Source organism: Colwellia sp. BRX8-9 (genome assembly GCF_014077245.1).
In the GTDB taxonomy this organism is placed as follows: Bacteria; Pseudomonadota; Gammaproteobacteria; order Enterobacterales; family Alteromonadaceae; genus Colwellia_A.
This window is the reverse complement of sequence record NZ_JACGVN010000028.1, coordinates 26058-51477: the sequence shown is the minus strand read 5'-3', so window position 1 is coordinate 51477 and position 25420 is coordinate 26058. Positions and strand designations below refer to the sequence as shown.

The 25420-nt window shown below is 38.4% G+C and carries 23 protein-coding genes; 6 read left to right on the top strand and 17 right to left on the bottom strand.

Features of this window, described 5'->3' with window-relative positions; all coding sequences use genetic code 11:
- Nucleotides 1-276: 276 nt before the first annotated feature.
- The gene (gene pssA / locus H4J70_RS18040; RefSeq protein WP_182216982.1) at nt 277-1074 is read right to left on the bottom strand and encodes a CDP-diacylglycerol--serine O-phosphatidyltransferase; all 798 of its coding nucleotides are present in this window, start codon (nt 1072-1074) and stop codon (nt 277-279) included.
- Nucleotides 1075-1254: 180 nt separating this feature from the next.
- On the opposite strand from pssA, the gene H4J70_RS18035 reads away from it, so the two are divergent.
- A complete protein-coding gene (locus tag H4J70_RS18035) occupies nt 1255-1701 on the top strand; it encodes a DUF4124 domain-containing protein (protein ID WP_182216980.1) in 447 nt (148 codons plus the stop codon).
- Nucleotides 1702-1711: 10 nt separating this feature from the next.
- On the opposite strand, the gene clpB is transcribed toward H4J70_RS18035, so the two are convergent.
- The 3 genes from clpB to rluD form a co-directional block, all read right to left on the bottom strand.
- Complete coding sequence (gene clpB, locus H4J70_RS18030) at nt 1712-4285, bottom strand: ATP-dependent chaperone ClpB (RefSeq protein ID WP_182216978.1); 2574 nt, start codon at nt 4283-4285, stop codon at nt 1712-1714.
- Nucleotides 4286-4412: 127 nt separating this feature from the next.
- Entirely contained in the window at nt 4413-5231 is an 819-nt protein-coding gene (gene pgeF, locus H4J70_RS18025) for a peptidoglycan editing factor PgeF (protein WP_182251601.1), read from the bottom strand.
- The gene (rluD, locus tag H4J70_RS18020; RefSeq protein WP_182216975.1) at nt 5191-6168 is read right to left on the bottom strand and encodes a 23S rRNA pseudouridine(1911/1915/1917) synthase RluD; all 978 of its coding nucleotides are present in this window, start codon (nt 6166-6168) and stop codon (nt 5191-5193) included. Before rluD ends, pgeF begins: the two co-directional genes overlap by 41 nt.
- A 187-nt stretch (nt 6169-6355) precedes the next feature.
- On the opposite strand from rluD, the gene H4J70_RS18015 reads away from it, so the two are divergent.
- Nucleotides 6356-7120, top strand: coding sequence for an outer membrane protein assembly factor BamD (locus tag H4J70_RS18015; RefSeq protein WP_070374470.1), 765 nt, complete (start codon nt 6356-6358; stop codon nt 7118-7120).
- A 135-nt stretch (nt 7121-7255) separates the two neighbouring features.
- Here the strand turns inward: H4J70_RS18015 and glnB are convergent, their stop codons facing one another.
- Nucleotides 7256-7594, bottom strand: coding sequence for a nitrogen regulatory protein P-II (gene glnB, locus H4J70_RS18010; RefSeq protein ID WP_070374471.1), 339 nt, complete (start codon nt 7592-7594; stop codon nt 7256-7258).
- Nucleotides 7595-7798: 204 nt separating this feature from the next.
- Between glnB and nadE the strand changes: the two genes are divergently transcribed.
- The 3 genes from nadE (at nt 7799) to H4J70_RS17995 (ending at nt 10113) form a co-directional block, all read left to right on the top strand.
- Complete coding sequence (gene nadE / locus H4J70_RS18005; RefSeq protein ID WP_182251600.1) at nt 7799-8650, top strand: ammonia-dependent NAD(+) synthetase; 852 nt, start codon at nt 7799-7801, stop codon at nt 8648-8650.
- 90 nt (nt 8651-8740) lie between these two features.
- Nucleotides 8741-9316 carry a GspH/FimT family pseudopilin gene (locus H4J70_RS18000; protein ID WP_182216973.1) on the top strand — a complete coding sequence of 192 codons (576 nt, stop codon included), beginning with the start codon at nt 8741-8743 and terminating at the stop codon, nt 9314-9316.
- Between the two features lie 215 nt (nt 9317-9531).
- Nucleotides 9532-10113 carry a GspH/FimT family pseudopilin gene (locus H4J70_RS17995; RefSeq protein WP_182216990.1) on the top strand — a complete coding sequence of 194 codons (582 nt, stop codon included), beginning with the start codon at nt 9532-9534 and terminating at the stop codon, nt 10111-10113.
- Between the two features lie 9 nt (nt 10114-10122).
- On the opposite strand, the gene H4J70_RS17990 is transcribed toward H4J70_RS17995, so the two are convergent.
- From H4J70_RS17990 to murJ, 12 genes are all read right to left on the bottom strand, one after another.
- Entirely contained in the window at nt 10123-10461 is a 339-nt protein-coding gene (locus tag H4J70_RS17990) for a TapY2 family type IVa secretion system protein (protein ID WP_182216972.1), read from the bottom strand.
- A 1-nt stretch (nt 10462) separates the two neighbouring features.
- Nucleotides 10463-10879, bottom strand: coding sequence for a type IV pilin protein (locus tag H4J70_RS17985; protein WP_182216971.1), 417 nt, complete (start codon nt 10877-10879; stop codon nt 10463-10465).
- Nucleotides 10879-14457, bottom strand: a complete 3579-nt coding sequence (locus H4J70_RS17980) for a pilus assembly protein (protein WP_182244762.1) — start codon at nt 14455-14457, stop codon at nt 10879-10881. The genes H4J70_RS17985 and H4J70_RS17980 overlap by 1 nt, the downstream gene beginning before the upstream one ends.
- A 2-nt stretch (nt 14458-14459) precedes the next feature.
- Nucleotides 14460-14981, bottom strand: coding sequence for a PilX N-terminal domain-containing pilus assembly protein (locus H4J70_RS17975; RefSeq protein ID WP_182222735.1), 522 nt, complete (start codon nt 14979-14981; stop codon nt 14460-14462).
- The gene (locus H4J70_RS17970; protein ID WP_182241585.1) at nt 14972-15961 is read right to left on the bottom strand and encodes a PilW family protein; all 990 of its coding nucleotides are present in this window, start codon (nt 15959-15961) and stop codon (nt 14972-14974) included. Before H4J70_RS17970 ends, H4J70_RS17975 begins: the two co-directional genes overlap by 10 nt.
- A gap of 89 nt (nt 15962-16050) precedes the next feature.
- Nucleotides 16051-16668, bottom strand: a complete 618-nt coding sequence (pilV, locus tag H4J70_RS17965; protein WP_182216967.1) for a type IV pilus modification protein PilV — start codon at nt 16666-16668, stop codon at nt 16051-16053.
- Between the two features lie 396 nt (nt 16669-17064).
- Entirely contained in the window at nt 17065-17994 is a 930-nt protein-coding gene (gene ispH / locus H4J70_RS17960; protein ID WP_182216966.1) for a 4-hydroxy-3-methylbut-2-enyl diphosphate reductase, read from the bottom strand.
- 41 nt (nt 17995-18035) lie between these two features.
- Nucleotides 18036-18470, bottom strand: coding sequence for an FKBP-type peptidyl-prolyl cis-trans isomerase (gene fkpB, locus H4J70_RS17955; RefSeq protein ID WP_070374483.1), 435 nt, complete (start codon nt 18468-18470; stop codon nt 18036-18038).
- A 1-nt stretch (nt 18471) separates the two neighbouring features.
- The gene (gene lspA, locus H4J70_RS17950; RefSeq protein ID WP_182216965.1) at nt 18472-19005 is read right to left on the bottom strand and encodes a signal peptidase II; all 534 of its coding nucleotides are present in this window, start codon (nt 19003-19005) and stop codon (nt 18472-18474) included.
- Nucleotides 19006-19222: 217 nt separating this feature from the next.
- A complete protein-coding gene (ileS, locus tag H4J70_RS17945) occupies nt 19223-22060 on the bottom strand; it encodes an isoleucine--tRNA ligase (protein ID WP_182251599.1) in 2838 nt (945 codons plus the stop codon).
- Nucleotides 22061-22175: 115 nt separating this feature from the next.
- The gene (ribF, locus tag H4J70_RS17940) at nt 22176-23102 is read right to left on the bottom strand and encodes a bifunctional riboflavin kinase/FAD synthetase (RefSeq protein ID WP_182231050.1); all 927 of its coding nucleotides are present in this window, start codon (nt 23100-23102) and stop codon (nt 22176-22178) included.
- A gap of 122 nt (nt 23103-23224) precedes the next feature.
- Nucleotides 23225-24814 (bottom strand): murein biosynthesis integral membrane protein MurJ, encoded by a 1590-nt coding sequence (murJ, locus tag H4J70_RS17935; RefSeq protein WP_182251598.1) that lies wholly within the window; start codon nt 24812-24814, stop codon nt 23225-23227.
- A gap of 310 nt (nt 24815-25124) precedes the next feature.
- Here murJ and rpsT point away from each other — a divergent pair, with 310 nt between their 5' ends.
- Nucleotides 25125-25385: a 30S ribosomal protein S20 gene (gene rpsT, locus H4J70_RS17930; RefSeq protein ID WP_070374488.1), complete on the top strand. Its 261-nt coding sequence runs from the start codon at nt 25125-25127 to the stop codon at nt 25383-25385.
- The last annotated feature ends 35 nt before the right edge of the window (nt 25386-25420 follow it).

Below are 25420 nucleotides of genomic sequence, written 5' to 3'. Positions count from 1 at the left end.
ACCTTATCTATAAAACGTTAAGTTAACTACTTTACTCTAAAGTGATGTAGATAACTTATCAAAACAGCTCTTTCGTGGTTCGTTTTGACTGAACCCCTTGGAACTGGAGCGCATTCTAGACATTTCTCGCTGGGCGTCAACCCTTTTTTGTAATAACTTTGAAATAAATGCTTATTCGCTCGATTAACGTACAAACTGTATTTTTATTGTGGTTTAATCAAACAACTAATGCCTTTTGCTCACAAAGCTGGTGCTACAGACAGTTAATTACTGCTGTTATTTATCTTTCGAGTTATCAACCGTATTAAAGTCTTCATCTTTGTCATCACCGACGACATCTTCTAATTTTAACTTATTAACAGAGCGGATAGTCGTAAACGGCCCCGAGCAAGCATAGAAGCCAAAGACGATAAGTAAAACATTCTCTGGGCTAGAAGCGATAATGACGAAGGCGAGTACAATGAGCAAAACCACAAAAAAATTAACTTTCCCCTTCCAATCGACTTCTTTAAAACTGTTGTAACGAAAGTTACTGACCATCAATAATCCTGCAAGCATAGTAATAATGCCAACAACAATGCCATAGTCTTGGCCATTTATTTGATATTCTGCACCAACCCAGACCAAACTGGCAATAACTGCCGCGGCCGCGGGGCTTGCTAAACCTTGAAAAAAGCGTGCATCAGCAATACCCACCTGCGTATTAAAACGTGCTAAACGAAGTGCTGCACAGGCAACAAAGACAAAAGCGGCTAACCAACCAAATTTTCCGTAACTCGATAACGCCCAGTTATAAGCGACAAGTCCGGGGGCTATACCAAAAGAGACCATATCAGCCATACTGTCATATTCGGCACCAAATTCACTTTGTGTATTTGTCATCCGAGCAACGCGCCCATCTAAACCATCAAATATCATGGCAATGAATATTGCTACAGCTGCACTAATAAAATGACCATTCATTGAGGAAACTATGGCAAAAAAACCAGAAAAAAGTCCTGCGGTTGTTAATAGGTTAGGTAATAGGTAAATACCTTTCGAAGGAGTACTGGTATTTGTTTTTTTATCATTCATTATTGTTACAACGCTTGTTTAAAAATATATAGGTATAGTTAATCAAATCTAACATAAAAAACTATCATGGGTATATTAGAGAGTAATAGCATAATAATTCCTCGTTATAATTTGTAAAGTCCCAATTGTATTGTTATATAAAGTATTAGGATTTTTCTTTATATAGTTAATAGGTGACCAATGAGTTTTCGTATTCTGTTATTTGGGCTGATATTTTATTTTGGCTTTTGTTCGGCGAGTGAACTAATGGTTTATCGCTGGGTAGATGAAAACAATGTTGTTCATTTTAGTCAACATCAACCTGTTGGTGATGAGTACACCCAATTTTTAGTGTCTAATCAGTCAAGTGTAACTAGTCGCGCAGACATTATTACCAACCCGCTAGTTTCAGATGACGATGTGATCTCTCAACAAAATCAAGATAACCTCACGGCGACTATAAACAGACCTGAAAAATGTCTAGAGGCACAAGAAAATATTGCCATGTTAATGGCTTTTGATAAGGTACAATATACGGATGAAAAAGGCAGTAAACAGATATTAACAAAAACAGAGAAACAACAGCAATTAGCGATAAACCAAAAACGCACAGAAGTTTACTGTGCGTCTTTAAGTGAAATGCCATAATACAAATTTGTTAGTGCGTAAAAACTAATTCACCGTCACTGACTTCAATACTTATCTCTGCCTTGTTTTTAAAGGCTCCCGACAATATTTTCTGAGCTAATGGGTTTTCAATTTTTTGTCTAATTACCCTTTTCAATGGTCTTGCTCCAAATAGGGGATCAAATCCAGCCAAAGAAATCAGCGCAAGTGCTTCTTGGCTAATTGATAGCTTAATATCTTGGTCTGCTAAACGATCTCTTAGACCGTCAATTTGTATTGCTGCTATTTTTTCTATCTGTTGTGATATTAATGGATGAAAAACAACTGTTTCATCAATGCGATTAATAAACTCAGGCTTAAAATGTAAACTCACTTCTGACATTACCTTAGATTTCATTTCTTCATACTGACCGTCATCAGCAAATTTTTGAATGTGATCAGAGCCAATATTAGAAGTCATAATGATAACAGTGTTTTTAAAATCAACAGTTCGCCCTTGACCATCCGTTAAACGTCCATCATCGAGCACTTGTAATAATATATTAAAAACATCACTGTGCGCTTTTTCAATTTCATCAAGAAGAATAACAGAATAAGGTTTGCGTCGAACAGCTTCAGTTAAATAGCCCCCTTCTTCATACCCTACATATCCGGGAGGAGCCCCCACTAACCGAGAAACTGAATGTTTCTCCATAAATTCAGACATATCGACACGAATAAGTGCATCTTCACTGTCAAAAAGATAATGGGCTAATGCTTTCGTAAGTTCGGTTTTACCCACACCAGTAGGACCTAAAAATAAAAACGATCCTATCGGCTGGCTTGGATCGGCAAGCCCAGCTCTTGAACGTCGGATAGCATTCGAAACACTGATAACCGCTTCGTTTTGTCCTATAACTCGCTGATGCAAGTTATCCTCCATTTGCAGTAACTTATCGCATTCTTCTTCAAGCATCTTAGAAACAGGAATACCCGTTGCTCGACTTAATACATCAGCAATTTCAACTTCAGTGACTTTATTTTTTAATAACGTCATTTCTTGCATTTCTGCTTGGCTTGCTAAGTCGAGTTGTTTTTCTAATTCCGGTATTTTGCCATATTGTAATTCTGACATTTGGTTAAGATCGCCCAATCGTCGGGCAGCCTCTAAGTCAAGCCGAGCTTGTTCTAAATCTGTTTTAATAGCCTGTGTACCATGTAAAGCAGCCTTTTCAGTTTTCCAAATCTCGTCTAACTCATCAAAATTAGTCTGACAAACGCTAAGATCCAATGAGATCAGTCCTAAACGTTTTTTAGAAGCCTCATCTGAATCTTTCTCTAATGCCCGTTGTTCTAATTTCAGTTGAATGATACGCCGCTCTAATCGGTCTAAGTCTTCAGGCTTAGAATCTATTTGCATACGAATACTAGAAGCCGCTTCATCTATAAGATCAATCGCTTTATCAGGTAATTGTCTATCACTGATATAACGATGTGACAAAGTAGCAGCGGCGACTATGGCTGGATCGGTAATATCAACACTGTGATGAAGTTCGTAACGCTCTTTTAAACCGCGCAATATGGCAATCGTATCTTCAACACTAGGCTCTTCGATTAATATTTTTTGAAAACGACGCTCTAAGGCTGCATCCTTTTCAATATATTGACGATATTCGTCCAATGTTGTCGCGCCGACACAATGTAAATCACCACGGGCAAGTGCTGGTTTTAACATATTTCCAGCATCCATCGCGCCATCAGATTTACCTGCACCGACCATAGTATGAAGTTCATCAATAAATAAAATGACTTGCCCTTCTTCTTTGGCTAGCTCACTCAATACCGCCTTTAAACGTTCTTCAAATTCACCACGATATTTAGCGCCAGCAACCAAAGCACCCATATCCAATGACAATACCCGCTTACCTTTTAACCCTTCAGGAACTTCATGATTAATGATACGTTGTGCTAACCCTTCGGCGATGGCTGTTTTACCAACACCTGGCTGACCAATTAATACCGGATTATTTTTCGTACGACGTTGTAAAACTTGTATCGTGCGACGTATTTCATCATCTCGGCCAATAACGGGATCTAGTTTGCCCTGCTCGGCAAGCTCTGTTAGGTTCACCGTATATTTATCAAGTGCTTGTCGAACATCTTCAGCATTAGGCTCATCAACTTTTTGACCGCCACGCACATGTAATATTGCATCTTGAACACGTTGTTCACTTGCCCCAAGCGACTTTAATATTTGGCCTAGTTTTCCTTTGTCTTCAATAGCGGCAAGGATAAAAACATCAGAAGATATATACTTATCACCCATTTTTTGTGCGAACTTATCGCAGAGGTTAAGTAAGTTCCCCATAGCAGAAGAAAGTTGTACGTCGCCACCCGATCCAGAAACTTGCGCAAGTTGTTCTATAACCGTCTCGACTTGTGATCGCAGTGAAAGAACATTAATTCCTGCACTTTTCAATAAGGGTATAATGCTACTCGCGTTCTGATTTAATAGCGCTAACATGATATGCACGGGTTCTATAAATTGATGATCCCGACCTAATGCTATTGACTGTGCGTCTGAAATAGCGACTTGAAATGCTTGGGTTAATCTGTCTAAACGCATGAGGCTCTCCTGCCTAACAAAGAAAAATATTCTTTTATACCTTATAGATAAGGATATAATTGAAATTTTTCAAGGAACAAAATGAAAAGCTTTTGATTTGAAATAAGATTTAGTTTGTTTTTTAAACTTATTTTCGACAAATGATGGAAACCATTCGTCCGGTAATGGTATCTCGTCGATAAGAGTAATACTGCTGTTCATTAGAATAGGTACAATGGTTTAAATGATGAACCTTATTAATACCGAGCGTATTTAGTTGGATTCTTGCTATCATTGCTAAATTGGCTAGGTATTTACCTTTATGTTTTTCCAGCGCTAATGGTTCATTTATAGCAGTGAAAGCCGATACAAATTTTTCTGACTGACTTTCAAAGGCACACTTTACTTCTTGCCCTACTTCAAAAGCATATTCACCAATACAAGGCCCCAACCAAGCAATGATATTTTCATTGTCTGTTTTCATATTATTGACGGTATTGGTAATAATATTTTTAGCTAAGGGTTTCCAACCACCATGGATCGCAGCAATTTCACTGCCGTCTATCGCAGTTAATAATATCGGTAAACAATCAGCGGTCATCACGGCTAAAGCAATATTCTTTTGCCGAGTGATTATCGCATCAGCTACTAAAGGCGTTTTTGAATAAGATTCTATGGTCACAACTTTATTACCATGAACTTGTTCAAGCCATTGAATTTTTGTATTAAGCGGTAAGTATGCGAGTAACGAAGCTCTATTTTTATTGACATTAACCAAGTCATCACCAACATGTTCGCCCAAGTTAAATTGGCCGTATACTGAAGAATAGCTATGATTAGAGGATAACGATTTTTTTTGAGGATGGAGTCTTGTCGAAGTAAAAGCCAGTACATTTAGTACTGGCCATTCTATATTGTAGAGACTGTTATAAATAGTCGTCTGTTGCGTTGATTTTCGAATCTTCACGCAAAACATTTGTTAAATTAACCATATCCTCTGGAATAGGTGCATGCCAAGTCATTTCTTCACCTGTTATAGGGTGAAATAATGACAACATTGCCGCATGTAATGCTTGGCGCTTAAAACTACGCAATAAATCCCGCAAATCTTCTGTCGCATTTTTAGGAGGACGAGGACGACCACCGTAGTTAGGATCTCCAATCAATGGATGGGTTATATGCGCCATATGAACACGAATTTGATGTGTACGACCCGTTTCAAGACGTAATCTTAAACGTGTGTGTAAACGGAATTTTTCCATTACACGATAATGCGTTACCGATGGACGTCCAAAAGGACTAACAGCCATGTGTGTTCTTTTGGTTGAATGACGACCTATAGGTTCATCAACCATACCACCAGCTGTCATTAGACCATTAGCAATCGCTTCATACTCACGCGTTATTTCACGCTCTTGTATAGCATCGACTAAGTTTGTTTGCGCTGCAATTGTTTTAGCAATAACCATCAAACCCGTTGTGTCTTTATCTAGTCTATGGACGATACCGGCACGAGGGACAACATCAAGCTGTGGGCAATGATACAATAAAGCATTAAGTACCGTGCCATCAGGATTACCTGCACCTGGGTGAACTACAAAACCAGCAGGTTTATTAATAACTATAATATCGTCATCTTCATAAACAATATTTAAAGGAATATTTTGTGGTTCAAATCGCACGTCGCCTTCAACTTCAGTTGATATTTTGATCACTTCCCCGCCAAACATTTTCTCGCGTGGTATTATCAAAATAGCGCCGTTTAAAGTAACGTGACCTGCTAAGATCCATTCTTTTATGCGAGAACGAGAATATTCAGGGAACATCTCAGCTAATGTTTGGTCGAATCGTTTACCTAAACAAGTTTCAGGAACCGTATCTGTATGTTGAATTATTTCAGCCATTAAAATTTCTATTTAACTCTCTATAAATTTACTATGAATTAGCGCTGTGCAAGGCAAGTATGCTAGGTTAGAATGCCAGTGTTTATTTTACCTCTTTGCTCTATTAATTACATTAAGTAATTTGCAAAGGGCGTATATTTATTTAACTAATACCTTTAACTAAAACAAAGTAGTGATAACAAAGTCTATGCAAAATTTGACAATAAAAATGATAATACTAGTGCTTTCATTAGGGCTAGCGGCGTGTTCATCATCAAACAAAACCGACATTGAAAAAGTACCAGACAAGTCAGCACAAGCATTGTTCACCGATGCTAGAACTGCGCTTGATAGTGGCTTATATCAACGAGCTATCCAGATTTTATCAGCAATTGACTCACGCTTTCCATTTGGTCCTATCTCTCATCAAGTGCAATTAGACTTAATTTACGCTTATTATAAGAGTGGTAATTCAGCTCAAGGTATTGCTTTGGCGGATCGTTTCCTGCGTTTAAATCCTGATCATGTCAATCTTGATTATGTTTATTACATGCGAGCGTTAATCAATATTTCAACTGAAGAGAACCTTTTTCAAGAATTAGCAGGCATTGATCGTTCAGACAGAGATCCAACAGCTGCTCGCGAAGCATTCAAAGACTTTAAAACGATTTTGACTGAGCTACCACAAAGCAAATATGCCGCTGATGCACGCAAACGTATGATTGGTATAAAATCACGTTTAGCTAAGTATGAATTAACAGTAGCTCGTTTTTATATGAAACGTGATGCTTGGGCCTCAGCAGCAAATCGTGGTAAGTACATTGTTGAATACTTCTCGCCTAGCCAGGAAGTGGAACAAGCCTTAGAGATTATGATTGAGTGTTACGACAAGTTAGATTTAATGGATTTAAAAATTAATGCGAAGCAAGTCTTAGCAGCAAATTATCCAAATAATAAGTTTTTAACTCGTTAAGTTTTAACTGTTTATTAGCATTGAAATAGAAGCTATAAAAATTTGCCTTATCAATAATAAGGTTTAAATTAATAAAAAGCCCATTGAGATATAATACTCAATGGGCTTTTTTTATGATGGGATTAACTGATAAAATTAAATAGCGGCTTCATCTTCTTCACCCGTTCGGATTCTGATCACCCGCTCAACATCAGTGATAAATATTTTTCCATCACCAATTTTACCGGTTTGCGCTGTTTCTATAATAGCATTAACACAACGCTCAACTTGTTCTGTGGTGACAACAATTTCTAATTTTACTTTCGGTAAGAAATCAACCATATATTCTGCACCACGATAGAGCTCAGTGTGCCCTTTTTGTCGGCCAAAACCTTTTACTTCTGAAACAGTCATGCCTGTGATGCCAATTTCACTTAATGCTTCACGCACATCATCCATTTTAAATGGTTTGATAATTGCTTCTATTTTTTTCATTGTTGTTATCCATTAACCGCGAAATATACTTTGAATTGTACACAATTATATCAAATAAACCCAAGCGCTATATTTGTTGTAAGTCATTTAAATTTCAGATACTGAACAAACTAGCCAATACCGGTTACCTATATATTGAAGTATCACAGGTATACGTTACACTAGGATAATTTAACTTATCAAATAACTATCAAAGGAAGTTGAATGGATCCGCAATTGATCATAAATGAAATGAGAGTTTTACCTCAAATAGATGCTGTGTTTGAGATAAAACGCCGTATTGAATTTATCAAAAAAACACTTAAGGCTGCCGGACTCAAAAATTTAGTGCTAGGCATTAGTGGCGGTGTCGACTCTTCTACCTGTGGACGTCTTGCACAACTTGCTATTGATGAGCTCAATGCTGAAGAAAGAATCGCTAATAATAATTCGACATCACCCTATCAATTTATTGCGGTTCGTTTACCTTATGGCGTGCAAGCAGATGAAGAAGATGCGCAGCTCGCTTTGGATTTTATTCAACCGACACATAGTGTAATAACCAATATTTTGAATGCCGTTAATGGAATTCACATTGAAACGCTTAACGCGCTTAACCAAGCAAATATCTTATCGGCAGACGATGCAAAAATCGATTTTTCAAAAGGTAATGCCAAAGCTAGAAGCCGAATGGTAACGCAATATCATATTGCCGGTATTGTTGGCGCACTTGTTTTAGGGACAGATCATTCAGCAGAAAACATTACCGGATTTTTCACTAAATGGGGCGATGGTGCCTGTGATTTAGCGCCTTTATTTGGTTTATCTAAACGCCAAGTACGGTTATTAGCAGAAAATTTAGGTGCGCCAGACTTATTAATTAATAAAGCTCCAACCGCGGATCTTGAAGAATTGGATCCGGGAAAAACTGACGAAGATGCATTAGGTATCAGTTATGAGCAGTTAGATGATTTCTTGGAAGGCAAACCAGTAGCAGCAGAGGTGCAAGCACTTATCATTAAAACTTATCAAAAAACCCAACATAAGCGATTACCTATTCCAACAATCTACGATTAACTTTAACTTGTAAGCGCTAAACTTGTAAATTTAACGTTAACAGCTATACCTAGTAATACATCTACTCTAGCCAACGGACGGCTTAATGTTATGTCATACTTATCGTTTAAAATAATGGGTTTCACTCTCATTGAAACCTTAATCACGCTAGCTATATTAATTTTTCTTACCGCTATAGCTGTTCCTACGTTTGCAGATTTAAGGATAAGAATACGTGTTGATAAAGAGATCACAGCCTTACATCGCCTATTATTATTAACAAGAAATCATGCGGTTAATCAGGAACGTTTTGTTACTGTTTGTCCACTTACCCCTTCTGATCAGTGCTCAAACGAATGGCATAAAACGCTGACTGTATTCTATGATGATAATAAGAACAAAGCGCTTGATGCCTCAAGTGCTGAAGTGATTATAAAAATAAAATCAGCCATAAAGTCAGGCGATAAATTACAGTATGCTCAAGGCAGAACAGCATTAATTTACGCACCCAGTGGACGGCTCGCAGTGTGGGGAGGTAATGGTACTTTCCGCTATTGTCCAAAATCACACAGTAATAAATCAAGAGGAATTATCATTTCAGGCGCTGGGCGGTTTTATTTATCGAGCGACCAAAATATGGATGGAGCCGATGAAAATCGTAGCGGTCGAATCATTAGCTGTCACTAATCTATGACAACAAGCGCTTTTAAAAGGTATAGAGCTTATTATCATTTCAATAATAACAAGCTCTGATATCGATAACAGCAACCTAGCGAAAGAGTGACTTAAGTGATATAACTTAATTATCTTGAAATATTCTCACACAGTTTTGAATATGATGTAATCCCCATAAGACTAACTAATTGCTCTCATGGGTATAACAAGAAATTAAGGCTTATATTATGAAGTATGATTATTTGCAATCAAACAACAAGCGACAGGGCTTTACACTCGTTGAATTGATGATAACTATCGCTATTGGGGCAACGTTAATGGCGATAGCGCTACCAAACTTCAATAGTTTTTTAGTTGAAACACGCGTCGACAATGAAATTTCTCATTTACAAAGACTACTATTAACAGCAAGAAATACCGCCATAAATGCAGAACAATCGGTTACCTTGTGCCCACTTAATGCAAGTAATAGTTGTGATACTAATTGGCAAAACGAAGTCAGTGTTTTTATTGATATAGATGGCGATAAAACTTATGAACCCGCCTCTGACGAAAGAATAGTTGCAGTAAAGGCTAAAATAAAAACTAATGACAAACTTCAGTACGGCCAAGATAGCATTATATACAGACCTACAGGCAACATCACAGGTGGCGTTAGTGCTAGCCCATTTAAATATTGTCCAAAAGACTACCCGGCCAAGTCCAGAGGTATTACAGTAACTACCTCTGGACGTTCATACGTTACCTCAGACACAGATAGCGACGGCATTGATGAAGACCGCTCAGGCAATGAAATTACTTGCAGCTAAGTCTCCTCTTTAACGAGCAGTGTTTTCATCTAATTTTTTTGAAAGAGCATTGGAAAAATCATCATTTGATTTTACACATTCTTTTACTTGATGAACTTGCTGCTTTTGCTTTGAAAAGCCAGTCGCTATTTTTTTACCAACTAACCAATCAGGATATTTTGCCAGTTTATTAGAACCAATAATGCCAAAATGAATAATGTCGTTACCGCCCATTAGTTCAACATGACATTTAATCTTAATTTTTGTCGATTTGTCTGTCGTCTTTGCCACGCTATCAATACTTATAACAAGTAGACTTACAAAAAGTAAGTTGAGCGCTAAGCAATGCTTAAATAACAATTTCATCATATTACTCCCAGCAATTGGTTGATGTTGCTGTTTTCTGACCACTATCGGTTACCGATAAGGTTAAACAAGAAGAATCATTAGTCGCTTGCGTACCTCTCGCCGTAGCTTTAAGGGTATATGTTACCCCAACTACCACAGCATCAATGCTATAAAAGCCCGAGTCTGTAATATAAGGGTCTGCAGACGCACCTAATTTTTTCATATCTGTGGTGTATGCTCGATGATCAATAAAATACTGCTCTTGCAAACTTGCTAAGCGCAACAATTCACGTTGGCCCTCGCTACGATTTGCCCTTGAAATATTATCAATATATGACGGATAAGCAATCGAAGCTAGAATACCCACTATAGCAACCGATATCATTAGCTCAAGCAAAGTAAAACCTTTAACTCGCCGCTTATTTTTACTCACTCTCATTAATTTGACTCCGTTACATAAAGGTAAATTCTTGACGTTTCTAGGCTAACGCCTAACGGAATAATTTTCCCTGCTAATAGTTTTATCGTGGCAATGACTTCTGCTTCCTCTTCATCAGGCGGACAATCGCCTTCGCAAGGTTCTTGAGGCGCTTGTGGGTCTTTAGTTATAATAATTGAAGGAGTATCAGGAATACCGGCCGCTATTTCCCATGTTCTCCAGTCATAGACAGTCGTGCCAAGCGCTAAGTCCACCGCGTATAAAATACCCGAACCATCACTTAATTCACAACTGTTAGGATCAGCAGAGACCGCGGCAGGCGTAAATGAAGTGAAGTAAGCAACGCCATTAATAACAATGGCTGAAGCCGTATTTTTCTCACCATCACCAACGAAATCCATAAACCAACCTTTTTTATTACCGACGTTTATTTCAAGTGTCTGCAGATTGTCGGCAGTTAATGCCTGGCCAAATGGGTTGTTTGTATAGTCATAAAGATCTGTCGCTAAAATAGCCGCGGGTATTGCCAATTGTGGGTGGGTAGGTGAAGCAACAAATGATGTGGTTACAATATTGGCATCTTTAATCATGAAAAATTTATCGTCAGTATCATTGGCCGCAGGTGTTGATCGGTCGCCACTCCCAATAAGTATCGCTTCGTAGGGTCTTTCCTGTTTTGTTACCACGGTTGAACTAGTACCATTAGCATCAACTGATGTAGTTTCTATCGTGTCTGAAATATACGTTCTAGCAATTGAAGGTTCGCTAAAAAAACGGCGATCTGTCGCATGAGTTGTTCCACCCAACTCAGCTAATTTAAAAGCAGTCCACGGCGATGTTCCACTAAAGGGAGCATTGCCTGGCATATCAACACGCCAAAAATTTCCACCGGTATCGCCAAAATAAAGACGATCGGTTAAGCCATCAGAATCACTGTCTAAGATAGCGAGGCTAGAAGGCACGCTATCAGTTATCTCAGTAAATTGAGTATTAGTTGCACTCGTTGCATCAGGGCTTAAACTCCATTTTAGTACACCTGTTTCTGCATCGACCATATAAACAGCTCGGCCTAAGGTATCATCTGCACCAACGGTTAAGTTATCTTTAGTTGTGTCATATCCGCCAGCGAAAAAGAGTACAGGTTTTGGTGTACCATTTTCTATATTAAGCGCTGAAAATCCTATTTTAGGTTGCGACCATGATTGTCCTAAATGGCTAAATCCTGGTGAGCTTGCATCTAGGTGCCACAATAACTTAGGTGTATCGGGGTCACTAACATCCATAGCATAATATGAAGAACCGCCACGACGTAAACCAAAAAATATCCATGCTTTATCACCACTTGTACTATCAATAGACCCATCACCATTGACATCCAGCAAGTATGAAACGGCAGGGCTGTCTATGCCGTATGATTTACCTGATGAAGTAAAGTTTTCACGTAAAGCTTTTATTTTTGAGAAAAATTCTTTAGGCATAAAAGCCCAGTTTTCATCAACCGTTTCACCGTTATCGTCAAACATATGTAAAACACCCGCATTGGTGCCAACGATTATGCGAATATCTTGATCATTACTTGCACCACCATAATTAATAACTAGTGGTTTAGAGTGCAGTGGATCACCAAAAACATCACTACGGATATCTGTGGTTGAACTATCGTTGTCTTCATCATCAACGTCAATTCCCTTGGCCCAATTGAGCATGCCATCAATGTCATCAATTTCAGTATCCAATTCACTTGCTAGCGTCGCTTCGTCACCGTAGGATGTTTCGGCATTCGTTCGTGTTAGTAGCATTAAGGCACCATTAACCCCAATATCACTGACAATAACGCGTGTAGATTTAGTACGTAACATTTCAGCTACGCCACCTTTTTTAACATCGTTACCATCTGGATTGGTATCTGTGCTCCAAAAGGTTTTGGCATTTTTTGAAATATTGCCATTATCATCAATAGCACCAGCACCCGTTCTATCGACTTGTTGGCCATCGGTCACTTTAAGTTTTTTTAAATTTCCTTGCCACCTTGCACCATGATCAGGAACGAACATCGCATAATAAACTGAATCTAAAGTTTCGGTTCTATCAAAATTATTTGAGGCAACCGAAGGAGCTGTAAAGCTAGTATTCACTTCCAAAATATTGGTTAATGCCGATTGAAGTGAAGCCAGTAAGGCACTGGGATCTTTAGCCGGGTAATATTGACCACCCCCCAATTTTGCAGCTTCACGTAATAACGCTCCCGCATCATCAATAGCATCTTGGCCAAACCCAATCGTAAAAAGTGTTGATGATTGCACATCAGGTAAGGTGCTATGTAAATCATGGGTGTGCATCCAACCCGCGAGTGCCGCTAAATAGTTATTAGTACCGTTAACGTTAAACGGTAGGCCGATATCAGGTAAGCTTTGAATATAAGTGTTAGCGGCAAGATCCCTAGTCGGCTCACCATCTGTAATCATAATCACATAAACTTCATTAGTACATGAATTAAAGGGTGATTGATAAACCCCCTCATCTTCAATAGAGGTATCTCTTGGCGGTGTATTACCACGATAAGTATTACCATCATAATTTGAATCATTATCACCAAAATCTACTGACATACCTGCAAAGTAGCGCGAAGCCTCATAAAGTGATTCACATAATGGCGTATTCGTTTCACCATCAATATCTAAATCAATAATATTTACTAATTCAGCGCGAGCTGCTGCGGTCATTTCTTGGATACCAAAAACAATTCTGCCACCATCGCGAACAAATTCGCCAGAATGGTTATAATTAAAAACTTGTAAACCAAAATCAACAGAAGGTGCCGATTCAATTAAATCAGTAACGGTATCTTGTGCTATTTCTAAACGGGTGCGATTAACCTGTTCAAGCGTTTCACTGTTTGCCCAACGCAAATAGTTGTCGGTATAAAGTGTAACAACCTCACCCGACCAAATAACATTTGAATTATTGGCGTTTGCCGTATAATAAACAGGACTTTGTTTCGAACCCTCACCATCGATGGGAAAGCCATCGGGTAAATCAACGACAGAACCGTTATTTGTTTTTATACCTGCATTAACCTCAGGGTTTGCAGGCACTAAATTAACATCATCTTCGCAGTCAATGACATCAATATTAGCGCCATTGTTATCGGGAATTTCTTGCCAGCTACCTGAGTTTCCTTGAAAGGCATATTCACGAATGTGTCCGGTATAAAAGCCAACAGATGCTAAACGTTCACGGGCAGTTGCACAGCTATTAATAGCATCAAGAAAACGACGGCTTTCACCAGGACTATCGGGAACAAGGGAAGAAGAGCCATCAATGCCACCTCGAGTAAAATAAATAAATTTATCTGATAAGGAGTTATCGCTTCCAACCGCGGGGTAAACTGTATTAGGATCATAAGGTTCATCGACTGACTCTAAACTATTCATGCTGCCAGAATTATCAAAAATAATCAGTACTTGTGGTTTATTACCGGTACGCTGTGCTGCATCACCAATATACAGTTCAATATCTTCACTATAAGCAGCAAGAGATGTAAATATCAATGCGCTACATAATAATAATTTTTTCATGATCAGTTCCCCACATTAAGTAGTTGTTGCGATACACCAGAATTAACTTCTATGGTGCTTTTGTTGGTGCGACCATACAGTCGAGTGACCTGCACTTTAAGTACATTACACTTAAATACCTGTACGGAAGAAGCTGCTCGAGAGTGGGGGCAATCGGCTGCAATCTTATACGGATTAGCCAGTGTAATTTCTGCACTGGTATTACTTGCACTACTCACTACGGGTGAGAGTGGAAATTTGGCGATTTCAGAAGCAAAAGCATTGGTTCCACTTATTTGCGTGACTTCTTTATAAATAACTTCATCAATAGTACTAACCGCTTCTTGGGTAGCAACCACTTTTTCTTCACTTGCTCCAGACATTTTCATATCAATGGTGGTATTTTGCATCAATGCAGCAGCAACGGCGGTTAAAGCAATCAAAAAAACTAGTGAAACGATTAGCACAACACCGCTTTGTTTGTGACCTAGTTTTAAATTACCAGAACAAATTAAATAACGGTTTCTTATAACTTTTATGGCCATGAGTCGACCCTCGCATTGTAAAGTGTGATGGTAGAGCTAAATAATAAACGTCGATAATTATCCCCTTTACCTTCACCATCGATAAAGTTGATAGGAAGATCACCAAGCTGATAAGTGTTAAGATTTTCATAATCTCTGTCAGGCAAGATATTTCGCGCTAAGACAAAAATCTTAACGGCAAGTATCCGTACATTACTTTCATTATCCCAGTAAGCTGTTGTCATGTTATCTGCAGAAATAAAAGCATTGACGATACCGTTGTTGGTCGTATCTACGCCATACATAAAGCGGATGTATTCAATGCCTTCAACGACCATATCAAGATTCATCACCGAAGCTTTATTTTGTAATCGACCTTGCACTAGAACCGGCACTTTATTGGTGCCTTGATTGTCTTCACGCACATAGTAAATGTGCTGCTGATATTCCCAGATCTGGCCCAAATTTAGTGTTGGTATGGCAGCGCCACCCGCAAATATCGCAGCCGTATTAGGGTTTGAAATGATATAGTAATTATCACTAGAAATATCGGCTAGCGCTGTCGTTGATGAAACAGCCCTTTTTAATTGCAATACATCAGAACCAATTTTAGCATTGGTAATACAGCCCATTAAGTTGACATTGTTGACTGTTTTCCCCCACAAGGTTCTAAAATGGCCAATAGCTGCAGGGAAACTGGCATTATTAACGCCTTCACCAATACAATCACCAGAAACTGTTGATGGTAAAGGTGAACTTACCAAGCCACTTACATCGAGGTTTCCTGATAAGTCGCCCCAAAAGCTTTGTCGTAATAAGTCATCACTGAGTAAGCTAATCGCATACCTGCCATTTTCTTGTAACTCTCCATAACTGGTGGTCTCAACAGTGGTCGTTTTCATACCAACAAAAACACTTAATATGCCTAGCAGCAACATTAAACCTACCGCAAGCGATATAAATATTTCGATTAAACTAAAACCTCGTTGAGCATTAACCATTATCATCTCTTACTAAACAAAATCAATATTATCTATAATTCGAAGCATTAACATCACGATGAACGTTAACAGTGATTGCTTTGCTTGCCTTAATATATAAAAGCTTCAACCGTAACTTGTCGACGTTTACTGGTACTTGTACCACAGGCGTTGGCCAATGTTGCAGCTGCAGAACTATTGTTATCGGCATCATAACCATCAGCCGTTGCGACTCTGCCCTGCCAGCTGATCACAACAGTAACTGCATTTTTATTATGATCAATACAACCGACAGCACCAACTAAGCCACCAGTATTTTTACCACCAGCAGTAACATCAGCGCCCATAAGTTTGACTTCCCATTCATACAAATCATTGGTGGTCATTTGTGCACTTGTACACAAAGAAGCAACTGAATTACACCTAACGTCAGCGTCAGGCGGAGTATTCAATGCTGCGCCATAAACACCTTGATAACTCTCTAAAGTAAGAATATCAGAATCATTACTGCGCATTCGTTCGATAATATCTTGAGCTAACGCTGAGGCTACTGAGCGTTGCATCGCATCAAAACTGCCTTTCTTAGCTGACGCCTGCATGGCAACCGCACCAAAAATACCCGTCACTAAAATAACTAAAGCGACTAAAACCTCTATTAGTGTCATGCCCTTTTGTACTTGGGCTGGTTTTCTTTTAGGATAACTCGTCCTAAGTGTGCTGTTACCCATGAGACTCCTTAATACACTGACAAAAATTGCTGACTACCCAGAAAAATAATGCTTTAAAATATAGAGTGAATGGGAGATAAATAAAAGAAACAGCATTGATGAGTATACTTTTAAGTGACAAACACAAAACAGACCCAAATAGAATTTTAAAGGCGAGGAGAAGCGAAACTAAGCGTAGCGCTAAGAATTCGATTGAGAACTTATATGTGTTAAAAATCACTAACGTGAACCGCATTAACTCATACCTTAAAAATCTATTATTGAATAGCCTATGTACATAGTTACTATTCAGAATAATAAGGTTAAGTCATGAATATTGTTATTAAAATGCTTTAAATTTAAGCACTCATATAACGGATAAAATTACATTCAACCACTTAACCTGATATTTTAAGATTAGCGCAATTCTATAGGTACCGCAAATACTGTGTTCTCTTCACGACCAGGATATTCGATAACCTCTTGACCACCAAAGTCTTTTAGTGCGTCAATAACTTGCTGGATAAGTATTGCGGGTGCAGAAGCTCCGGCAGTAACACCAATTTTATTAACATTTTCAAGCCATTGTGGTTGAATATCGGCAAAAGTATCAATCAGGTAGGAAGGTGTGCCCAACTTCTCAGAGAGTTCACGTAAGCGATTAGAGTTAGAGCTATTTTTGGCGCCAACAACTAACAGTAAATCAACTTGTGCAGAAATAGTGCGTACCGCGTCTTGACGATTTTGTGTTGCATAACAAATATCGTCCTTGCGGGGGCCTTTAATTAAAGCGAACTTATTTCTCAACGCGTCAATCACTTCTGACGTATCATCAATGGATAAAGTCGTTTGGCTACAATAATACAATTGAGTAGGGTCTTTTACTTCAAGTGTTGCTACATCAGCAACAGACTCAACTAAATAAATCCCGCCATGCTCACTTTCATATTGTCCCATCGTACCCTCAACTTCAGGGTGTCCAGCGTGACCGATAAGAATGCACTCAATATTTTTACGACTGGTACGTGACACTTCCATATGTACTTTAGTCACTAATGGACAAGTAGCGTCAAATACTTTTAGACCACGATCTTTAGCTTGTTGACGTACCGCTTTAGAGACGCCATGAGCACTAAAAATAACGGTATTATCGTCAGGAACTTCAAAAAGTTCATCAACAAATATCGCACCCCGGTCTTTTAAGCCATCAACAACAAACTTGTTATGTACTACTTCGTGGCGTACATAAATGGGCGCACCAAATAAGTCTAACGCGCGGTCTACGATACTAATCGCTCGGTCTACGCCAGCACAAAAACCACGAGGGTTAGCTAAAATAATTTCCATAATTTGTTCCTGAGAGACTCAAAAGTCCTAAGAGTTAACGATTATAAAACTTCAACAACGTCAATAACAAATGTTACTGCTTGTCCCGCTAGCGGATGATTAAAGTCAATAGTGACCGATGTACCGATCACTTCTTTGACCATACCAGGTAACTCTATATTGCCAGGTTGTGTGAAAGTAATGATACTGCCCACTTCTGCTGGTACGTCACTACCAAATTTATCTGCATCAACGTAATGGAAATTATCTGGATTAGGTTCGCCAAAGGCATCTTTTGCTTCGAGGGTAAATTCTTTAGAATCTCCAGCGGCAAGGCCTAACAATTGCGCTTCAAAGGCAGGAGAAATACTGGCATCACCCATAATAATTTTAGCAGGCTTTTTGTTTACTTTGGTACTGTCTGCCGCTGAGCCATCAGATAATTTCATGGTAATATGAGCGATAACTTCAGATTTATCAGTAATTAACATTGTCATTTTATTTCTCGTCTACTTTTGTCTTAGTAATTTCAGTTTTCTTGGCTGAATCACCATTTTTAAAGGAATCAAAAATCATCAATGCCGCGCCAATAAAAATAGCAGAGTCTGCGACATTAAAGGCTGGCCAATGATTATCGGCAATATAAAAGTCTAAAAAGTCGATAACATAGCCAAATAATGCCCGGTCAATTAAGTTGCCCACTGCGCCACTGAGCATAAACGCTAAAGCGATACTTAATAGTGCATTATTCTTTGGCGTTTTAGCCAACCACACTAAAAAAACCACACTGGCAATAGCAGCAATAATGGTAAAGAACCAACGTTGCCAACCGTCTTGGTCGGCAAGAAAGCTAAAGGCTGCCCCTGGGTTTTGTACATATCTCAAATCAAAGAAAGGTAAAATGTTCATCGACTCATATAAATCAAATGAGTTAACAACCAGTTGCTTGGTTACTTGATCAATAATCAAAAATAAAACGGTTAACCATAACCATTTAAAACCCGTTTCTGTAAAAAGTTTATTAATTTTCATATTTCTACTGTGCTAATAGTTGTTGTTATATAACTAATGAGATAGTTAGCATGTTTTGTGAATGTCTGACTAAGACTTTTCAACAAAACTAATCGATGAAATATTGGCTTATTCAAAGCTAGTTCATTCAAGAATAAAGCTAAAGCACACAGCCTAGTTAACTAGCTGAGTACTTTTCTGCAATTCTTGGATGAAATAGCAAAGAATACACAAATATTTAGGCGAATTGGCGTTTCTCGCCCTCACCCTCTACGTTGGTAATACAACGTCCACAAAGTTCAGGATGTTTTTCATCTTCCCCAATGTCTTCAGTTACATGCCAACAACGCTCACATTTGGTGCCTGTTGCTGGTGCAACCGTTAACCATAAGCCTTCAATCTCAGTTGCTAAAGCGCCCGTTGGTGCACTGTCAACTACTTCAACCGTAGCTTTAGAGGTGATCAAAACAAAGCGAAGTTCTTCGCCTAATTGTTGTAATTTTTCAGCAAGCTCTGCGTTGGTATATAAAATAACCGCTGCTTCAAGCGCTTTACCCACTTGTTTTTCTTTACGGGCATTTTCTAGTGCTTTGTTTACTTCGGTGCGCACAAGTAAAATTTCATTCCAGTAATCATTGTTTAAAGTATTACTTGTTTCTGACTTAGGCAAACCATTAAACCAAACACCGGTGAAAACGAATTCGTCACGCGTTTCACCAGACGGAGTCGGTAGCGCTTGCCAAATTTCTTGTGCAGTAAAAGATAAAATAGGAGCCATCCAGCGAGTCATCGCTTCAGCGATTAAATACATAGCGGTTTGACAAGAGCGACGCGCCGTACTGTCTTCTTTCGCTGTATATTGACGGTCTTTAATAATATCTAAGTAGAAGCCACCTAATTCTGTGGTACAGAAGTTCATTAGCTTATGAACAACAACATTAAATTCGTAGTCATCATAAGCGCTAACAATTTCTTTTTGCAATTGTGCAGCTTTATCAACAGCCCAACGGTCAAGTGCAACCATATCGTCAAAAGCGACTGAATCAGTTTTAGGATCAAAACCATTAAGGTTTGATAATAAAAAGCGCGAGGTATTACGAATACGACGGTATGCATCGGCTTGACGCTTAAAGATTTCATCAGAGACAGTAATTTCTTGCGTATAGTTAACTGAAGCTACCCATAAACGCAAAATGTCTGCACCTAACTTACTGGTGATTTCTTTTGGTGTAATAACATTGCCTAATGACTTAGACATTTTGTGACCGTTAGTATCAACGGTAAAGCCATGTGTTAGTACTTGCTTATAAGGCGCTTTACCATTCATCGCTACCGATGAAATCATTGACGACATAAACCAACCACGATGTTGATCTGAACCTTCAAGGTATAAATCTGCAACGCCATCAAATTCTTCACGTGCATTAACAACGGAGTAATGAGTCGTTCCAGAGTCAAACCATACATCTAAGGTGTCTGGTACTTTAATATATTCTTTAGCGTCATCACCAATAAGCTCAGCAGCGTCTAGATCAAACCATGCTTGAATGCCTTTTTCTTCAACACGCTTAGCAACCGTTTCAATCAGTTCAATGCTGCGTGGATGTAAAGCACCCGAGTCTTGATGAATAAATAATGCCATTGGCACGCCCCAAGTACGTTGACGTGAAATACACCAGTCAGGGCGACCTTCAACCATCAATTCGATACGGCGTTGACCCCAATCAGGGATCCATTGCGTTTTTTCAATTTCGTTTAATGAATCTTGGCGTAAACCTTTTTTATCCATGCTAATAAACCATTGTGGTGTTGCACGAAAAATTAAGGGTGTTTTGTGGCGCCAGCAATGCGGGTAAGAATGCTCTATTGCATGGTGATGTACTAAAGTGCCATGTTCTTTCAATGTTTCAACGACATTGGCATTGGCTTTAAAAACATGTTGGCCAGCAAATAATGGCGTATCTTCTAAATAAACACCATTAGCGCCAACAGGGTTAGCTACTTCAAGGTTATATATTTTGCCTACCACGAAATCTTCAACACCATGACCAGGTGCTGTATGTACACAACCCGTACCAGAGTCAGTCGTTACATGCTCGCCTAAGATCATTGGTACAGTAAAATCATAAAATGGGTGTTTAAGTTGCACTAAATCTAAATCGCTACCTTTACAAAACCCTAATGCATGATATTTATCAATTCCAAAACGGTCCATACATGCTGTCACTAGGTCCGACGCTAAAATATAACGTACTTTGCCCTGCTCGGTTTCACATTGTACTAAAGTGTATTCAACGTCGGCATTAACAGAAACTGCTCGGTTAGCCGGAAGTGTCCAAGGTGTAGTGGTCCAAATAACAACCGATACTTCACCTTCACCTTGATGATTTTCAGGGTGATCAAACTTATCAGCAACACTTTGGTCAACTACGGTGAATTTTACGTCAATCGCTGGCGATTGTTTATCTTTGTATTCAACTTCAGCTTCAGCCAAAGAAGAACCACAATCAGTACACCAATGCACAGGTTTGAACCCTTGATGTAAATGACCATTCTCAGCTATTTTACCTAAAGCACGTATGATATTGGCTTCAGTACCAAAATCCATAGTGAGGTAAGGTTTTTCCCAATCAGCAAAAATCCCTAAGCGTTTAAAGTCTTCACGCTGCCCAATAACTTGCTTGGCTGCATATTCACGACATTTTTCTCGAAAAACACTGGCAGAAACTTTATGACCTGGCTTACCAATTTTTTTCTCAACCATTAATTCAATCGGTAAACCATGGCAATCCCAACCAGGCACGAACGGTGCGTTAAAGTCAGATAACGTTTTTGATTTAACAATAATATCTTTAAGAATTTTATTAACAGAATGACCTAAGTGAATATCACCATTTGCATACGGAGGACCGTCATGCAAAATAAATGATTTCTTACCTTTTTTAGCCGCTCGAATTTGGCCGTACAGATCTTTTTCAGCCCACTCTTTTAGCATGTTTGGTTCACGGTTTGCCATGTTACCTTTCATCGCGAAAGAAGTAGCTGGCAAGTTTAGGGTTTGTTTATAATCACTCATTTAAATCATTATCCGTTGTTATATTCGCTAACTGGTGGTTAGCCTCTAATAAGTTAATAGTAAAATCGACATTGGCTTGATATTAATTTTACTATTAACTCACGTATCTGTTTATTTATAAATCTTGAACAAAGGCTTTCGCCTGCTCACTATCTTGTGATATTTGCTTAGTTAATTCATCTAGTGATGAAAATTTTATTTCATTTCTTAATTTATTTAGCATAACCACTTCAATGGTTTGACCATAAATGTCTTCATTGAAATTAAAAATATGTACTTCTAGCTGTTGCCTAATACCAGACACTGTTGGCCTTGAACCAATATTAGCCACACCATAAAAGCATTCTTTAACCGTATTTACTTTTACCACGAAAACACCGGAAATAGGTGAAACGCGTCTTTTTAATAAAACATTTGCGGTAGGAAACCCTAGTTTTCGGCCTCGCTTATCACCATGAAAAACCCGACCGATAATAGAGTAAGCCCGACCTAGCATTCTTTCTGCGTCAGCTAATTGATTATTCTCTAAAGCATTACGTATTTGGGTACTGCTGATCCGACAATTTTCAAGTTTGAAACTTGCGGTATCAGAAACAGCAAAATCAAATTTTTCACCGGCTTGTTTTAGCAGACTAAAATTGCCTAAACGGTTCTTTCCAAAGCGGAAATCGTCACCAATAATTAAATGTTTAATACCTAGCTGTTGAACTAATAAAAGTTCGATAAACTCTGACGCGCTTTTATTGGCAAATTCTCGATGAAAATTAACACAAATCAAACGTTCTACACCCAAATTTTTCAAAAGAAAATATTTATCTCTTAAACGTGTCAATCTTGCAGGAGCCGTCTCAGGAGAAAATAACTCTTGCGGCTGAGGCTCAAAAATCATCACTGCTGGTGTACAATTCAATGCTTTAGCTTTTGCAATTAAAGCCTTTATAACGCGAGCATGTCCTAAATGAACACCGTCAAAATTGCCTATGGTTAACACACAGCCATGATCTTCAGCTTGAATATTGTGGATACCGCGTATTAACTGCATTTAATTAAAAAACCTAAATTTGACTGACATTAGTAGACAAGTGTCGCCATTAATGAATAAAAACCGATAAATTATATATCACTCAGGCTTAAGAATCAGCACCTGAAGCTAATTTCATCAATTTATTTTTCAGTTACTTTAACTTTGAAATCTTTCACTCGAATTCCCAGTGCAGCAATAGAAATAAAATAACTGAGCATACCTAAAGTAATGCAAATAAGTAATTGTTGAATTTGCAAGGTGGTTTCCATCGCTAACCAAACTTTAAACGGGGGTGATAACGTAAAAACAACCACTGCCATTATCCCTGCAGAAAAGATAAGCCGCGCAAAAAACCACCACGTTGTTTTAGACAATGCAAAGATATTATTACTTTTTAAACCATGGTAAAGCATTAACGCATTGAGTGTTGCCGACATAGCTGTCGCGATGGCCAAACCTACATAACCAAAAAAAGGTGCCAACATCAGATTGAAAATCATATTGGCTGCCATCGCTTTAATACCTATTTTTACGGGGGTTTTGGTATCTTGGCGTGCGTAATAAGCCGGCGCTAATATTTTAATAAACATAAAGCTGATTAAACCCGAAATGTAAGCAAATAAGGCATAAGAGACTTGTAAAACAGTTTCTTGAGAAAACTCACCACGCATAAATAAAATCATAATAATCGGCTGAGCTAATACCATTAACCCTGCAAGTGCGGGCCAGCCAAATAAAGAAACAATTTTTAAGCCCCAAGTAATCGTCTCACTAAACTCTTCTTTGTCTTGCTTAGTATGCAATTTAGCTAAACTGGGCAAAATAACGGTAGCTATACCAATACCAAATAACCCTAAGGGAAATTCTAATAAACGGTCGGCGTAATAAAGCCAACTAATCGAGCCAGTGACTAAGATACTGGCTATTAGGGTATCAAGCAGTAAATTAATTTGCGTAACGGAAACGCCAAACAAAGCAGGAACAATAAGTTTACGGATTTTTTTTACACCTTTCGCGTGCCAAGCCCATTTTGGTTTAACAAAGACACCGGCTTTAATTAAAAAAGGTATTTGAAATAAGAACTGAGCTAAGCCCCCTAAAAATACGCCCCAAGCTAATGCAAAAGCAGGATTGTCGAATAAGGGTGACAAGTAGATTGCACAGCCAATAATGCAAACATTAAGTAAAACGGGTGTAAAAGAAGAAACAGCAAATCGACCAAAAGTATTTAAAATCGCGCCGGCAAGTGCGGTAAAGCTGACAAACCATAAATAGGGGAAGGTAATTTTTAGTAGTGATGAGGCTAACTCAAACTGTTGGGCTTTGGGACCATCGTTAAGCCAATCTACAAACCAACCAAAACCAAATAAAATCACAAATAACGGCGAGGCTATCATGCCAATAAGCGTTACTATGGTAACAATTACACCTAAGGTGCCTGAAACTTGAGCGATTAATTTACGTGTTTCACCTTCTTTCAAACTCAGCCCATCGGCCTCATCTTTGGTATGATATTCACTCAACACGGGGACAAAAGCTTGTGCAAAAGCACCTTCGGCAAATAATCGACGTAGAAAATTGGGAATTTTATTGGCAAAGAAAAAAACATCAGACGCTAAACCTGCACCAATAATGTTCGCAATAACAACATCTCGAACCAAGCCGAGCACACGAGAAATCAAGGTCATAAAACTCACTATAAGACCTGATTTTATTAACTTTTTACTCAATGCATAGCTCCAATAAATCGATATAAATCATCATATTCCAAGATGTAATTTTTCATTAATATTATGCAGCTTTTTACCTGTGATAAACAAGTAAATGCAAAGAAGTTTTTAATCTATTTTAAATCCTGTAAATAACAGGTAAAATAGCGTCATTATTTAGTAACCAATAATGATAATTATTATATAATGGTAAATTCATCGTTATTAAGTAAATTAAACCGGTAAAAGGTTTGACAATCGAGCTAAAAAAAGGCATATTTCCTCGCCTTAAATTTAGGCTATATATACAATCATATTTTAGGAGTTCACCTTGGCTAATTCAAAGCAGGCGAAGAAACGCGCGGTTCAATCAGAAAAACGCCGTCAACATAATGCAAGTCGTCGTTCAATGATGCGCACTCTATTCAAAAAAGTACTCGCTGCAATTGAAGCTGGTGACAAAGACACAGCATCTAAAGAATTTGCTGCTGCACAACCGATCTTAGATCGTTTTGCAAGCAAAGGTCTTATTCACAAAAATAAAGCTGCTCGTAGTAAGAGTCGTTTAAACGCTGCTATTAAAGCGCTTTAATTTTTGTTATTGAATTAAAAAACCAGCTTATGCTG